Annotated in this window: 14 protein-coding genes and 1 pseudogene; 6 read left to right on the top strand and 9 right to left on the bottom strand. The window is 45.2% G+C overall.

The genetic code is table 11. The features are described 5' to 3' along the window. The first annotated feature begins 161 nt into the window (after positions 1 to 161). From RIN81_RS04910 to RIN81_RS04900, 3 genes are all read left to right on the top strand, one after another. Entirely contained in the window at positions 162 to 743 is a 582-nt protein-coding gene (locus RIN81_RS04910; protein WP_309087933.1) for an HAD hydrolase-like protein, read from the top strand. 312 nt (positions 744 to 1055) lie between these two features. Beyond that, positions 1056 to 3014, top strand: coding sequence for a methyl-accepting chemotaxis protein (locus RIN81_RS04905; RefSeq protein ID WP_309087932.1), 1959 nt, complete (start codon positions 1056 to 1058; stop codon positions 3012 to 3014). Positions 3015 to 3101: 87 nt separating this feature from the next. Beyond that, the gene (locus tag RIN81_RS04900; RefSeq protein ID WP_309087931.1) at positions 3102 to 3554 is read left to right on the top strand and encodes a hypothetical protein; all 453 of its coding nucleotides are present in this window, start codon (positions 3102 to 3104) and stop codon (positions 3552 to 3554) included. Between the two features lie 126 nt (positions 3555 to 3680). Here RIN81_RS04900 and RIN81_RS04895 read toward each other — a convergent pair. Next, positions 3681 to 4121, bottom strand: a pseudogene (locus RIN81_RS04895) (DbpA RNA binding domain-containing protein); the annotation flags it as partial. A 218-nt stretch (positions 4122 to 4339) separates the two neighbouring features. Between RIN81_RS04895 and RIN81_RS04890 the strand changes: the two are divergent. The 3 genes from RIN81_RS04890 to RIN81_RS04880 all read left to right on the top strand — a co-directional run bounded on the left by RIN81_RS04890 (position 4340) and on the right by RIN81_RS04880 (position 8322). Beyond that, positions 4340 to 4987, top strand: a complete 648-nt coding sequence (locus RIN81_RS04890) for a TetR/AcrR family transcriptional regulator (RefSeq protein ID WP_309087930.1) — start codon at positions 4340 to 4342, stop codon at positions 4985 to 4987. 251 nt (positions 4988 to 5238) lie between these two features. Beyond that, on the top strand, positions 5239 to 7560 hold the full coding sequence (locus RIN81_RS04885) for an ABC transporter permease (RefSeq protein ID WP_309087928.1): 2322 nt from the start codon (positions 5239 to 5241) through the stop codon (positions 7558 to 7560). A 3-nt stretch (positions 7561 to 7563) separates the two neighbouring features. Beyond that, entirely contained in the window at positions 7564 to 8322 is a 759-nt protein-coding gene (locus tag RIN81_RS04880) for an ABC transporter ATP-binding protein (protein ID WP_309087926.1), read from the top strand. A 421-nt stretch (positions 8323 to 8743) separates the two neighbouring features. Here RIN81_RS04880 and RIN81_RS04875 read toward each other — a convergent pair whose 3' ends face one another. The 8 genes from RIN81_RS04875 to RIN81_RS04840 form a co-directional block, all read right to left on the bottom strand. After that, complete coding sequence (locus RIN81_RS04875; protein WP_309087924.1) at positions 8744 to 8926, bottom strand: hypothetical protein; 183 nt, start codon at positions 8924 to 8926, stop codon at positions 8744 to 8746. A 192-nt stretch (positions 8927 to 9118) separates the two neighbouring features. Then, entirely contained in the window at positions 9119 to 9556 is a 438-nt protein-coding gene (locus tag RIN81_RS04870) for a pectate lyase family protein (protein ID WP_309087922.1), read from the bottom strand. Positions 9557 to 9589: 33 nt separating this feature from the next. Continuing rightward, positions 9590 to 10309, bottom strand: coding sequence for a pectate lyase family protein (locus tag RIN81_RS04865; RefSeq protein ID WP_309087920.1), 720 nt, complete (start codon positions 10307 to 10309; stop codon positions 9590 to 9592). Positions 10310 to 10769: 460 nt separating this feature from the next. Continuing rightward, positions 10770 to 12209 (bottom strand): DEAD/DEAH box helicase, encoded by a 1440-nt coding sequence (locus RIN81_RS04860; RefSeq protein ID WP_375164496.1) that lies wholly within the window; start codon positions 12207 to 12209, stop codon positions 10770 to 10772. A 74-nt stretch (positions 12210 to 12283) separates the two neighbouring features. After that, positions 12284 to 12478, bottom strand: coding sequence for a 2-hydroxymuconate tautomerase (locus RIN81_RS04855; protein ID WP_309087918.1), 195 nt, complete (start codon positions 12476 to 12478; stop codon positions 12284 to 12286). 19 nt (positions 12479 to 12497) lie between these two features. Further along, positions 12498 to 13601, bottom strand: a complete 1104-nt coding sequence (locus tag RIN81_RS04850; protein ID WP_309087916.1) for an NADH-dependent flavin oxidoreductase — start codon at positions 13599 to 13601, stop codon at positions 12498 to 12500. A 55-nt stretch (positions 13602 to 13656) separates the two neighbouring features. Beyond that, positions 13657 to 13974: a hypothetical protein gene (locus RIN81_RS04845; RefSeq protein WP_251270814.1), complete on the bottom strand. Its 318-nt coding sequence runs from the start codon at positions 13972 to 13974 to the stop codon at positions 13657 to 13659. Between the two features lie 25 nt (positions 13975 to 13999). Further along, entirely contained in the window at positions 14000 to 14419 is a 420-nt protein-coding gene (locus tag RIN81_RS04840) for an Rrf2 family transcriptional regulator (RefSeq protein ID WP_309087914.1), read from the bottom strand. Positions 14420 to 14452 lie beyond the last annotated feature (33 nt).

The following is a 14452-nucleotide window of genomic DNA, read 5'->3' as shown; positions in this document are numbered from 1 at the left end:
AACAGCCAGTTATTATGTATGGCTTTTTTCGTTTGAAAACGACAAATGGGCGAAAAACTGGAGCAGCTGATTCAAAAAGCAGACCCGGCCATGTAGGCGGTAAAGCAAAACAGCAAGGGTGCTTACCAGTTTTATACGAAAGAAAAAAGGAGAATGACAACATGAGACTACTTTGGGATTTAGATGGAACCATTTTCGATACATACCCGGCTATTTTGGCCAGCTTTGCGGCCGTTCACGAAGCGGCACACGGCACGCCTGTTGACCGGGATGAAGCCCTTCGCTGGCTGAAAAAAAATTCAAAGCTTGCTTTTGCGCACTATGGCATTTCAGAGGATTTTCGGGCAATGTTTGCAGAACTGGATCATAAACAGGCAGAGTCGGCCTGTCTTCCTTTCGAAGGAATTGACCGCGTGCTTGCTGCAGCAGAAGTAAATGTGATTGTGACTCACCGAACGAAAGAATCAACGAAAAACCTGTTAACAAAGTTTGGCCTGCTCGAGTACTTCACCGAAATTATCAGCCCGGAGGAAGACGGCTTCCCACGCAAGCCGGATGCCGCCGCTTATAAATATCTGCATGAAAAATACGGGCTCGACTGGGCGATCGGTGATCGTTCACTCGACTTGATTCCTGCACGGGAAGCCGGCATGAAAACAGCCGCTTTCCAAAACGAAGATATCGAAGCCGATGTTCATTTGAACGTCTATGACGACTCTTTCTTCCAAAAAATCACAAAATAAAAAAACGGACCTAAGACATAGGTTCGTTCAGGCTGTCGACAAAGTCGACAGTCCTTTTTAATATTGAATGAGCAATCAAGATTTTGTTTTGTTTTAGTTACAAGTCAACTAAATAAGCTAAAACAAAAAGACGAAAACCCCATTTTCGCAGAAGCTCTTTTCGAAAATAGAATTTGTCTACACTCTGAACGGACCTAAGACATAGGTCCGTTTTTTAGTTTGTTAAAAAAGACTTACTTTTTTCATAAAAAAGGATTGATTCCCTGTATTTAAACGCTAAAATAATAGCATCATATAAAAAGGAGCAACCCCATGAAGTGGACTATTCGCAAAAAACTTATTCTTTCATTTTTAGCCGTCCTGTTGATTCCTTCCCTTTTGATCGGCTTTTCCGCATACAATAGCGCGAAAAATGAAATCAAGCGGCAGATGATGGCTTCTGCCAATGAAAATATCTCCTCTCTTGACCGGCTCATTACCGATCAAATCGGAAAGAAAGCACATGACGCGGAAATTTACAGCAGTCTCGTAACTGCTAAATCAATTCAAGGGGAAGAAAGCCCGGCTCTTCGTCTTCGTCTTGATCAATATGCGAAGCTTCATCCGGAAGCAGTCAGCATTTATGTCGGCACCACAAATGGCATCATGATCCAAGAGCCTCGCCAGGAACTGGCAGCCGATTATGATCCGAGAGACCGTCCTTGGTACAAGCAGGCGGTTGAAGCAAACGGTGAAACGGTCATTACGCCGCCTTATGTTTCTTCCTCCGGCTCAAACGTTGTGACAATTGCCCGCCAGACAGCCGACAAAAGCGGTGTAATCGGGATCAATTTAACACTCGATTCTATTACAGCCATGACAGATCCGATCAAAGTGGGCAAGGAAGGCTATGCCATCCTGCTTGACGGTGAACGCCATTTTATCGTTCATCCAACCGAAGAATTTGGAACGGAAGCAACAGACGCCCTTTACGACCAGCTGTACGATACCCAATCAGGCTCGTTTGATTACACACTCGATCATGACAGCAAGTTTATGACCTTTCTGACAAATGAAGCGACTGGCTGGAAAATCGGCGGTACCATGTTTTCAAGTGAAATAACAGAAGCGGCCAAGCCGATTTTATGGAAAACGGCTGCTACCATTCTTCTCTCCCTGCTTGCGGGTGCTGCGCTTGTTTGGGCCATTATCCGCTCTATTACGCGGCCGCTTCACTCATTAAAACAAAGCGCTGATACATTGAGCCAGGGCAATCTGACCCAAACGATTGAAGCGGGCCGCCGCAGGGATGAGATTGGTGATTTATCACGTTCCTTCGGTTTGATGGCACAGAATTTGCGCGAGCTCATTGGCCAGGTAGACCGTAATACAGAGCAGGTGGCAGCGGCTTCTGAAGAGTTAACCGCTTCCGCAGACGAAACAACGGCTGCAACCGGCCATGTGGCCGATTCTATTCAAAAAGTAGCTGCCGGAGCCGACCAGCAGACAAGCGCGATTACGACCATTGTAAATGATATGGAAGAACTGCGTGCGGGTGCCGGGAAAATTGTAGACAGTGCCGGCATCATGGCAGCATCTGCAGCTGATACGATGTCCCATGCCGCTGAAGGAGAAGAATCCGTCCGCCGCACAGTGGCGCAAATGAACGAAATTCAAGAGCATGTAGAGGCGTCTGATGAAATGATTAAATCGTTAAGCGGGCGGTCAGCCGAAATCAATACCATCATTGATGTGATTTCTTCAATTGCCGATCAAACGAACCTTCTGGCTCTTAATGCAGCCATTGAAGCAGCCCGCGCCGGCGAGCATGGCAAAGGCTTTTCTGTTGTAGCCGGTGAAGTAAGAAAGCTGGCTGAGCAGTCACAGGCTTCTGCCGGACAAATTGCTGGATTAATTAATGTCATTCAAAAAGATACACAGCGTTCGGTTGAGCTGATGAGCCAGGCGTCTCAAAGCGTCAAAACCGGCATTTCCCTGTCGGATGATACCTCCGAAAAGTTTAGCGGCATTTTAAACGGCATGGAGCAGATTGCCCCGCACGTGCAGGATGTAACATCAATTGCTGCTCAGGTAGCCGCCATTGTGAACCAGCTGACATCCTCCATTCATTCCGTTTCGGATGTGGCTCAAAACAATGCCTCGAGCGCGGAACAAGTGGCAGCGGCGACACAGGAGCAGCTTGCTTCTTTAGAGGAAGTTAATATTGCTGCAAAATCCCTGTCCGTCATGGCAGAAGAACTGCAGCAGGTTGTCCGTAAATTTACTGTTTAATAGATGCTAAGCACCGCCCCCTCGGCGGTGCTTTTTATTTGGCAGGCCATCCTTCCTTTTATACGGTAGAAAAAAGAGTGTGTCAGGATGAAAACATTGATTCGCCTGTTTTACGGAGCTGGTTTTTTAGCCGCAGGCATCGCGTATTCCAAACGGCCCAATGGCTTTAAAACGATTGGGCCTGCTTTTCTGCCCTTTAGAGAAGCCATTGTCGCTACCTCTGGCATGATTGAAATCATATACGGAGCCGCCCTGCTGTTGAACCGCGGAACGTCCCTTGTCACAAAAACGATGCCAGCTTTTTTAGCTGCTGTTTTTCCGGCTAATGTGTATATGGCTGCGAAAAACATTCCGCTCGGCAAAAAAGTCGAAGCCCGAGGCCGCATGCTTGCTGTGTTTAAGCTGAGTGATGGAACATTCTGGGCGGTTGCCAATTCGTGTCCAGCCAGGCAGGAGCCTCTCCCAGCCGGTACGGTAGGCGGCCATCACTTGTTCTACCCGCTTTACGACGAAAAATACCGGTTCAGCGGAAGTCCCTGATACCGGCCAGGTGAAAACATTTGAAATGCTTGTAAACGAAGAACATGCTTTTGGAGTTTCCGCCATCATCATGACCTAATAGCCATGAATAAACAGCAGAGACTTTCAGTTATGATCGGTCCGAGGTCAGCTTCTTGCTTTTTGCACTTTCAGCTGCTTTCCTTTAACGGTCGTTGTTTTCATCGCCCGCAGCACATCCGGTCCTTTTCCATTTAAAATCTCCACATAGGTAACGTTGTCCTGAATGGTAATAATGCCGATATCAGCCGCTTCGATACCCGGGAGATTTGAAATAGTGCCGACAAAATCAACCGCACGCAGTTTTTTCTTTTTGCCGCCATTGAAGTACAGCTTCATAATGTCCTTGTTGAGCTGCTCCCCTTTGTCTCTTTTTCGTTCAGGACGCGCGGCCATTTTTTCCTCAAATACCGGCTTTGCCGCTTCTACTGCTTTCTCGGACGGCGGGTCAATCCGGTTCAGCTCGAATCCGATCAATTCTTCTATCGGTTCAATAAATTTTTCTTCAAACGGGGCCATAAACGTAATCGCTTTGTTTGTATGGCCGGCGATTGTTTTTTGTCTTTTCGGTCCATTAAGAGAGCAAAAGCCATCCCCTACCAGCCTCACTATCATCCCACGCCTAAAGGCAGGCTATTGCCTCTGGTGGGTTTTCTCGTACGGAAAAGCTATAAAAATTTTACTCGAATTTTATTTTAAACGAGTAGTATGATACTATAAAAGCATAAAACCGACAGACAGACGGTCTATAGAGAGGAATTGCAAAAATGAGAGTTACTAAAAAAGCAGAGGAGCGCAGGAACGAAATACTTGATGCTGCTGATGAGCTTTTCGGCCAGAAGGGCTTTGATGGCACAACTACAAATGATATTCTCGAAAAAGTCGGAATTGCGCGGGGAACGCTTTACTATCACTTTAAGTCAAAGGAGGAGATTATGAATGCATTGATTGAGCGGCACACTGTCCTCCTTTTAGGAGCAGCCAAAGAAATTGCCGCAGATAAGAACATACCTGTGAATGAACGCATTATCCGTGTTGTCATGGCATTGAACATAAGTGGCGGAAATGACAAGGAAATTATGGAGCATATTCACAAGCCTCAGAACGCACTTATGCATCAGAAGGTACAAAAGGTCATAATCAACGAAGTTCCACCGATACTCACGGAAATAATCCGGGAGGGCATTGAGCAAGGGCTATTCAGCACGCCCTATCCGTATGAATGCATGGAAATGGTTGTGGTGTATACGAATACCGTTTTTGATGAGGAACTAGTTACTATCACGAATGAAGAACGTGCTTCGCGTATTCAGGCGTTTGCTTTCAACGTAGAAAGACTGCTCGGTGTTGAAAGCGGAAGTCTTACGTACATGATGAAGATGTTTGACAGCGGTAATAGAAGCAGCAATGAGTAATTCAAGAAAATTCTTCTACGGGCAGGACAGCTTATTTCACCGACAAAAAGCGGGCTTGTTGTTTATTTAGGATTTGTATTTTCGGGCAGTCAGAAAAACAATGGCCCTTGTCACTTTCCTTGCGTTTATGTCCTCGACTCTAAGTCCCCTGGCAGAAAAATTCATGATTATAGCCGGAATTTGTGATGTGTTGCTTAAGTCATTCTGTACAGCCTGAAATCGGTTAAAAACCTTAAAAACAGAGGTGGCGTATGTATTACAGAATAATCCGTAATGACATGTTAAAAAGCAAACTGATAACCATGACAACCATGATATTTGTCGCGATAGCGGCTATGCTTGTTTCTCTCTCGGCGATACTTGTCGTCAATCTTTCAGGTTCGATAAATATGCTTATGGATCAGGCGAAAACGCCGCATTTTATGCAGATGCATTCAGGCGATATTGATGCCAGACGGCTTGCAGCTTTCGCAGAGCAAAACAGCCATGTCGATGAATTTCAGGTGCTTGAATTTCTCAATGTGGACGGTGCGCGGATTGTCATTGACGGAAACTCGCTTGCGGACAGTGTTCAGGATAACGGCTTCACCTCACAGAGCGAAAAATTTGATTATCTTCTTGATCTTGACGGAAACGTTATCACTGTCTCCGATGGAGAAATTTATATTCCAGTAAGTTACATGAAGGACGGCACTGGAAAAGTCGGCGATACGATTTCGATAAACGGAAAGAAATTGACTGTGGCGGGATTCCTCCGTGATTCACAGATGAATTCGCTGCTTGCATCGTCAAAGAGGTTTCTTGTGAGCGAAAATGATTATGCGGCGATAAAGGACGGCGGAAGCACGGAATATCTGATTGAGTTCAGATTAAAGGACTTGTCTAAAATAGGTGCCTTCGAAACGGCGTACACCTCTGCAGAGCTTGAAGCAAACGGCCCGACAATCACCTACCCTCTTTTTAAAATGCTCAATGCTATTTCCGATGGGCTGATGATCGCGGTTCTGCTTCTTGTCAGTACACTTATCGTTGCCATCACCTTTATGTGCATACACTTTACGCTCCTTGCAAAAATCGAAGACGACTACCGTGAAATAGGCGTCATGAAAGCAATTGGGCTGCAGGTTTCTGACTTGAAAAAGATTTATCTAGTGAAATACGCGGTAATTGCAGCAGCTGGCTGTACACTTGGATTTGCCCTTTCATTTGTTTTCAGAGGCCTGCTTCTTGAAAACATACGGCTTTATATGGGGAAAAGTGAATATGCTTCTTTCGCTTTCATTTTTGGAATAGTCGGTATACTGGTTGTTTTCTTTGCCATTATTGCTTATGTAAACAACGTACTGAAACGCTTTCGAAAAATATCGGCCGCACATGCAATACGATTTGGCACTTCACAAGGAAAAGCCGCGGGCGCAAAACATGTTCGCTTAAGCAAAAACAAGCTGCTTAACACGAATGTTTTTCTGGGCGTAAAAGATGTTCTGGCACGAAAAAGTCTCTATGCCACAATGCTTGCGGTGCTCGTCATTTCAACCTTTATCATTATCGTTCCACAGAACCTGTACAATACGATTTCCTCTAAAAGCTTCATTACATACATGGGGATAGGAAGCAGCGATATGCGCATGGATATTCAGCAAACCAGCCATATTTCCGAAAAAGCAGCAGAAATTGTAAAGGCGATGGAGCATGACGGCTCTATATCTAAGTATGCTGTGCTTACGACCAAAGCCTTTAAAGCAAAGACGGCTGACGGAGCGGAGCAAGGAATAAAAGTTGAGCTTGGTGACCATTCAATACTCCCGGTACAATATTTCGAGGGCAGAGCGCCCGCCGCAGAAAATGAAATTGCGCTTTCAACTATGAACGCCAATGATCTCGGAATAAAAGTCGGCGATGTCATGACGCTGATAATTGAAGGCAAGGAGAAAGATCTCACGGTATGTGGAACGTATTCCGACGTTACGAACGGGGGCAAAACTGCAAAAGCTGTTTTCTCTGACGAATCGGCGGATATTATGTGGAGCGTTATTTATGCGAAGCTTTCTGATCAGTCTCTTGCTGAAGTCAAGACATTGGAATATGCGGACAGGTTTCCTTTCGCGAAGGTTTCACACATTGATGAATATGTTGCACAAACATTCGGCTCGACCATAAGCTCCGTTGGAAAAGCCTCCGATACAGCTATTGCCGTTGCGCTGATGATCACGGGATTGATTATCCTTTTGTTTATGAAAATGCTTGTCGCAAAGGACAGCTACTCCATTGCTATCATGAAATCAGTGGGTTTTACGGACACGGATATTACCATCCAGTATATTTCGCGCTCGGTATTTGTCCTGATGGCAGGAATGGTTCTTGGGACGCTGCTCGCCAACACTCTCGGAGAGGCGCTTGCGGGTGCAGTTATCTCATCGTTCGGGGCATCTTCGTTTCAATTTGTGGATCACCCACTTTCTTTGTACCTATTATGTCCACTGCTGTTGATGATAGGCTCGGTGCTGATCGCAACCATGCTCGGCACATCGGGGGCAGGAAAAATCCAAATAGCCGCAAACATGAAGGAGTAGACGATGAAAAAGATTATTATCGGTGAAAATATAGTCAAATCTTTCAGCGCAGGAAATGAAAAACACCATGTTCTCGATGGCGTATCTCTTGAAATCCACGAAGGAGAGTTTATCTCGATTATGGGTCCTTCAGGCTCAGGAAAAACGACACTCATGTATGCGGTGAGTGGAATGGACAGCATTGATAGCGGAACCGTTTTGTTTGATGGCAGAGATTTATCAGCACTTTGTGAAAAGGAGCTTAGCAACATACGCCGAACAAAAATGGGATTTGTTTTTCAGCAGCCGACTTTGCTTAAAAACCTGAATATTCTCGATAACATTATTCTCCCAGCTATGCGGGACAACAAAAGAAACGCTGCAAAGACGACTGAAAAAGCAAGAGCGCTCATGAAAAAGATGGAGATTGAGGAACTGGAAAAGCGTGATATTACTGAGGTTTCCGGAGGGCAGCTTCAGCGTGCGGGGATATGCCGCGCAGTTATGAATCATCCGAAAATTATCTTCGGTGACGAGCCGACTGGCGCGCTTAACTCCATATCTGCACAGAAAATCATGGATATACTTTCTGAAATAAATACAGAAGGTACTGCGGTTATGCTTGTCACTCACGACGCAAAGGTTGCAGCCAGGACGGAGCGCATTATGTTTATGTGCGATGGAAAAATTGTGAGTGAACTGCGGTTTAAGAAATTCAGCGGTACCGATATGGATGGCAGGGTGAAAACAATCACCGCAAAAATGCGGGAACTAGGAATATAATAAGCTGTTTGGCCATTACTATTTTTTAGGAATACTGACTATGCTGCAGAATCGATGAAAGCCCTCATTCAGTGGGCTTTCCAAACATCAAAAGCAGCAGATGAAACCTTATATGATCATTATGAAAAGAAGCAGCGTGTGTTAAAAAAATCGTGAATGTTTCTATGTAAAAGCCCCCTGTTGATTGAATGAATCACCAGGGGGTTCTCAGTTTTTCAAAAGACTTAGGAACAGGTATGAACTATAGACTCTAATTAACGTAATTTCACACTATAAAGTTCCATTTTCAACTAACTGTCTTACCCTGTATTCAGGCTTCTATCTATTTGACCGCCCTATTACCTGCTTGTTTTTGTTCAAATTTCCTTGTTGCAGGCAAATAAAGTGTTAATCATGTGCTGCACGGCCATTAGCGGTTTTTTTATCTGCTATACTCTGTTTTTAACCAATCTTTTGGACTCAGTTTCACTTTGTTTGCCCCTGCATGTTTTGCAAGTGTGGCCACAACATCATTTAGAGGAAGTACATTATACGTATACGGCAACTCCTCATCATAATTGTATTCGAAGGTAAATGGATCAGTCGGTGGATTTGTTTTACTCATATTTTCACTTCCTACAATATGAGAAGACCATGCCCAGTTCCCTATGGTTGATTTGTCATACCATGTAAATCCTTTTGTGAATAGATTTTCGCCATTATTGTCTCAGCTGCTTCCTGTATACGTCCCATATTTATTTGTGATTTGGGAGTTTACAATTAAATTATTATTATAAGCATTTTGGAATAGATTAGCCTAGGATTCATCCATGTTTTTTGTATCTTCTCCTTGAATCTCAGCACCGGTGATTGGCTCGCTGATATCATGAAATACACAGGAATCCGCTGCTATAGAAGCCCCATTCCTTGCATTCAGTGCTCGTGATAGTTGATCGATTCCGTATTCATAGATAGCGCTTACATTATCCGAAACATCATAATGAGTTGAGTTGTCAATATAACAGTTGTACATATGACCACTGCCTTGACGTATCATCGGAATTCTTTGCCCAACATTGGTATAACGGTTATAGGCAAGGGTTAACCGGATTCGTTGATTTCCATCCTTTATCTCTGCTCCACTGCTCGACACATAATTTACATAGTCTTTATCTCCGGAGCCCGTTAAATGCACCTTGCTGTGATAGGCGGCATATGCCATGATTTGCTCTTTCGTGGCCCCGCCATTGCGCATATTATAGTACACACTATCGGAATTCAGTTTATTTTAAGTGTATTTTTCTTCCATATACTGAATCGATTGATAAATATCGCTGTTTTCTGGCGGATTCTCATTTGCAGGTAATCCGAATTCGGACCAGGAAATGGTAATGTTGGAGCCGCCATTTTCAGTATCAATTAATCCATCCGCCGCAATAGAAAATTTACAATGGTCTATCCACACATTATTTGCCCCATTCACTTTAATATAAGCCCAGCCTGCTTCCTTATGTTTTCCGGTATCATCCCACTGCCACATTCCATCAAAATTCAAATTCCTCAGGACAACATCATTCTCTGACCTTTGTAATTTTATTTCAGCATGCTTAATTGTTTTCCCTTTTTTTGAAAAAATCGTTAACCCATCGATGTCCGCAATACTTAATTGTGAAACACCGGAGGAAGCTAACGTTGGATTTGTAAATCCGTTCATAGGATCCCGATATTTTGTTATAAAACTGTACTTTTTGGCTTCTTCTGAACTTAAATTTAGTTCTTTCCATCCCAAGTTTAGATCTTTCGCTATTTCCATTACTTTCACGCTACCGTTTTTAGCATCCAAAACGGCCTGCAAAAACTCTCTTTCAGTTTTTACCTTACGATAATAGGAGGTTTCGTAGTACCCGCTTCGATCCTTCACCCCTAATGACGCAAAACCGGTCACGGACAGAAAACGATTGCTGTATTCCTTCACATCTCTTGTGGTGTTTGGGATAGAATCAATCACTGCTGCCCTTGTTATTTTACCTTCACCTACTAATAGCGACGAAGCAAAAAATGTTAGAACCAGTAACTAGGTTATTATTTTATTAAACTTCATCATATTCCCGCCGGGATAGAGTTTATGAACTTTACAAAAAACGCGTACCTCATTATCTCCCAACAAAAATTCATCCTCATCAACATAGTTTGAAAGCGTTTACTTTCGTTCATTTACCCTCCCTTTTTTTAATAATAACAACGTTGTTATTTTCAGCTATCCCCTTGATGTCTTCTTCTACTACAAACGGTTGTTTAGTGTTTTGTATATAGCCGACAACTAATTTATCAGATGATTTATATTATTTAGATATATGTGATTGTATAGCTCGAGAACAGCTGCATGAAAAAACACGCCCCGCATGTTGCCCAGGGCGTGCTTTTCGTGTGTATATAGATTCAAGCAGATGGGTCACGAAGTGCTGCGGTCAATCTCTTGCTTTTTGCACTTTCAGCTGCTTTCCTTTTACCGTCGTTGTTTTCATCGCGCGGAGCACAGCCGGCCCCTTCCCGTTTAAAATCTCTACATAGGTTACATTGTCCTGAATGGTGATAATGCCGATGTCGGCTGCTTTTATGCCCGGCAGATTAGAAAGGGTGCCGACAAAGTCAACCGCACGCAGTTTTTTCTTTTTGCCGCCATTGAAGTACAGCTTCATAATGTCCTTGTTGAGCTGCTCCCCTTTGTCTCTTTTTCGTTCAGGGCGTGCAGCCATTTTCGCCTCAAATGCCGGCTTTGCCGCTTCTACTGCTTTCTCGGACGGCGGGTCAATCCGGTTCAGCTCGAATCCAATCAGTTCTTCAATCGGTTCGATAAATTTTTCTTCAAACGGGGCCATGAGCGTAATCGCTTTGCCTGTATGGCCGGCACGCCCGGTGCGGCCGGTACGGTGCACATATGCTTCCCGCTCGAGCGGTACGTCAAAGTGAACGACAAGCGGAATGTTCTCTACATCAATGCCGCGCGCCGCCACGTCGGTTGCACACAGATAGCGGAAATCCGCCCGCTTAAATTTATTCATCACCATAAACCGGTCTTCCTGTATCATGCCGCCGTGAAGCATGCCAGATGAAATACCCGCTGCATCCAGCATGTCAAACAGCGCTTCCACCCGCTCCTGTGTCCGGCAAAACAGGATGGCGCTGTCCGGATTTTCCACTGTTAACACGTTTTTAAGCATGCGGTTTTTGGCTTCTTCCGCCACGTGGATCAGCTCATGGGTAATCGACGGAGCCGCCGTTTCTTTCGCCATTTCGATCCGCTTCGGCTCTTTCATATACGTGTCTGCCAGGCGGGCAATGTCTTCCGGAAATGTAGCGGAAAACAACATCGTAACGCGCTCCGCCGGCAGACGCTCAATAATCGATGAAACTTGCTCGATAAAGCCCATATTGAGCATTTCATCCGCTTCATCAATGACGAGAAAGCGTATGCTGCCGGTATCCAGCGTTCCTTTTTCCATATGGTCGAGCACACGGCCCGGTGTTCCAACCACAATATGCGTTTTCTGCTTGAGCTCCAGCTTCTGACGGGCAAATGGAGATTTCCCGTACACTGCAGCTGCTTTTGTCCGTTTAAACCGGCCGATATTAGTAATGTCTTCTTTCACCTGTACAGCCAGCTCCCGTGTCGGTGTTAGCACAAGCGCCTGCGGCTTGTTTTCCTCCCATTCGGTCAGCTGAACGAGCGGAATCGCAAAAGAAGCAGTTTTGCCGCTTCCGGTCTGTGACTTGACAATCAAGTCCGCTCCTTTCAGAGCTTCGGGGATTACAGCGGCCTGAACCGGGGTGGGATCGTGATAGCCAAGTGTATCAAGTGCCCGCATAATATCTTTGTTTAATGAAAATGATTGAAATGTTTCGGTCATAATGACTCCTCTTTTTTGTTTGGTATTCTGCTTATTATACAGAAAAACAGCCTGGATCACTCCGGGCTGCCCGATTATTTTTCCTCTTTAAACGATTGCAATTCGCCTTGCTTTCCGTAATCCTCCGGCTTTAAGTCTTCAAAAAAGATGAATACTTTATCCGCGTCTACACCGAATGATTCTTTGACAGCTGCCGTCATCCGCTGGACAAGATCACGTTTTTGTTCAGGTGTTTTTCCTTCTAACACTTTTACTGTGATAAACGGCATGTAAAAAGCACCCTTTCTCTTAAACGCCCGGGAACCAGCCTGGTGTATGAATAATCGCCTTCCAGAGCGGATCTGGCACCACAAGCTGTTCCTGCGCTTCTTTATCGAGCTTCACGGCAATGGATTCTTCCAGTCCGCTCTCTACTTTTTGTACCCAGTCCGGCTCAATAATAAGCCCGCGGCCGATCGCAATTAAATCCACACCCGTTCCGAGTGCTTTCACTGCATCATCTGCTGTGTAAATCGAACCGACACCGATAACCGGCACGGCATCCCCCGCACGCTCATTAATGATTTCAAGACGCGTGCGCGTATCATCGACGCCCCGTCTTGGCTCGGACCAAAATTCCATTAGAGATACGTGCAGATAATCGAGTTCTTTTTCTTTTAAAGCATCGATCAGCTCAAGCGTGTCTGCCATTGTAATCCCCGGTGTTTCCGGCTCTTCTGGTGAAAAGCGGTAGCCGACCGCAAACGGGCGATCTGCTTTTGCAGCGGCTTGTTTCACCGCATCTACAACGGCAAGCGGAAACGCCAGGCGTTCTCCCCATTGATCTTCCCGGCGGTTTGAATGAGGAGAGAAAAATTGCTGAATCAAGTAGCCGTTCGCGCCGTGAATTTCTACGCCGTCAAAGCCGGCTTCCACTGCCCGGCGGGTTGTTTCCCCGAAAGCAGCAACGATTTCTTCTACTTCCGCAGCAGGTAATTCGCGCGGTACAGGACTTCCTTCCGCTTCAGCCGGTACGCTGCTGGCGCTGACTACGTCTCCATCCACTAAATGTGGCGGCACCTGGCGGCCTCCGTGAAAAATTTGTAAAATGGCTTTAGCGCCTTCGGCTTTGATCGCTGAGGCAAGACGTGCAAGACTTGGAATCATTTCATCCCGGTCAGCAGCAAACTCTCCCTCGAATCCTTTTCCGTTTGGTGTTACATATGTACAAGCTGTAATAACCGCTGACACTCCTTTTGAGCGGCGTGCGTAATACGCAATTTCCGCGTCTGTAACAGTGCCGTCTTCGTTCGACGAGAAGTTCGTCATTGGAGCCATTACGATTTTATTCTTTAATTCAAGACCGCTGCGCAATGTGACTGTTTCAAATAAGAATTCATACTTTGATTTCATTCCAGCATCTCCTTTGAAAAGATCAGCTCCCTGCTAAAGCAGGGAGCTGGTTCTGTTATGAATATTGTGTTCGCAGTTCCTTCAGCTGTTTCAGCAGCTGCCCAAACCATTCTTCATCTTTTGTTAAAAGTGCTATATCAATCAGTTGTTCAAGTGCTGCTTCCGCTGGTTCCTGTTCCGGCACGAGCTGAAGAGACTTGGACAGAACACGAATCATTCGTCCTTCTAATTCTTTGTTAACAGATTCAACAATATACACTTTTGTAATGTCTTCCGGGTTTTCTATTTTTATGACATATCCGTAGATTCTTTGTTTGTCCCACGTTTCGCCTTGTACCCAGTCACCGACATGAAATTGTACTTTGTTCCCCATTTTTCCACTTCCCTGTTTCAACCGGTCATTTATCTGCTTTTATTTTGAGTAAAACAGCCGCAACCGTAAATTGGTGTAGAAAGGATGTGTATGATTCCTCTGCTTCTTTGAAGATGTGGTCCATTACTGTTTGCGTATTAGAGGAAACCGGGCAGCCGCACTCTGGATTTCCTGTCTGCCATCCTGGCTGTAAGGCTCCACGCGCAATTGCCTCATATACGTGTCCCAATGTAATCTTCCCTGGATCTTCGCCGAGCATGTATCCTCCCCGGACACCTTCTTTTGTTTTCACAAACCCTTCATTGCGGAGCGCACTCATCACTTTGCGGATACGGGCAGGGTTTGTCGCCACATTATGAGCGATAGCCTCACTCGATGCCATATGCCCCGAAAGATAAGCCAGGTACACAAGACTATGCACCGCGATGGTGAAATTACTGTTCAACCGTGCGTTCCCCTCTCTGAAAACATACTGTAA

The sequence above is a fragment of the Domibacillus sp. genome, from assembly GCF_031181085.1.
Lineage (GTDB): Bacteria > Bacillota > Bacilli > Bacillales > Domibacillaceae > Domibacillus.
The sequence above is the reverse complement of the archived record's forward strand: the minus strand, read 5'-3'. Positions and strand labels throughout refer to the sequence as shown.

Coding starts and splice junctions, on each gene's coding strand:
- RIN81_RS04880 (WP_309087926.1), top strand. CDS start 7,564: ATGAAAAAGATTATTATCGGTGAAAATATAGTCAAATCTTTCAGCGCA.
- RIN81_RS04905 (WP_309087932.1), top strand. CDS start 1,056: ATGAAGTGGACTATTCGCAAAAAACTTATTCTTTCATTTTTAGCCGTC.
- RIN81_RS04900 (WP_309087931.1), top strand. CDS start 3,102: ATGAAAACATTGATTCGCCTGTTTTACGGAGCTGGTTTTTTAGCCGCA.
- RIN81_RS04890 (WP_309087930.1), top strand. CDS start 4,340: ATGAGAGTTACTAAAAAAGCAGAGGAGCGCAGGAACGAAATACTTGAT.
- RIN81_RS04885 (WP_309087928.1), top strand. CDS start 5,239: ATGTATTACAGAATAATCCGTAATGACATGTTAAAAAGCAAACTGATA.
- RIN81_RS04875 (WP_309087924.1), bottom strand. CDS start 8,926: ATGAGTAAAACAAATCCACCGACTGATCCATTTACCTTCGAATACAAT.
- RIN81_RS04870 (WP_309087922.1), bottom strand. CDS start 9,556: ATGCGCAATGGCGGGGCCACGAAAGAGCAAATCATGGCATATGCCGCC.
- RIN81_RS04910 (WP_309087933.1), top strand. CDS start 162: ATGAGACTACTTTGGGATTTAGATGGAACCATTTTCGATACATACCCG.
- RIN81_RS04855 (WP_309087918.1), bottom strand. CDS start 12,478: ATGCCGTTTATCACAGTAAAAGTGTTAGAAGGAAAAACACCTGAACAA.
- RIN81_RS04860 (WP_375164496.1), bottom strand. CDS start 12,209: ATGACCGAAACATTTCAATCATTTTCATTAAACAAAGATATTATGCGG.
- RIN81_RS04850 (WP_309087916.1), bottom strand. CDS start 13,601: ATGAAATCAAAGTATGAATTCTTATTTGAAACAGTCACATTGCGCAGC.
- RIN81_RS04845 (WP_251270814.1), bottom strand. CDS start 13,974: ATGGGGAACAAAGTACAATTTCATGTCGGTGACTGGGTACAAGGCGAA.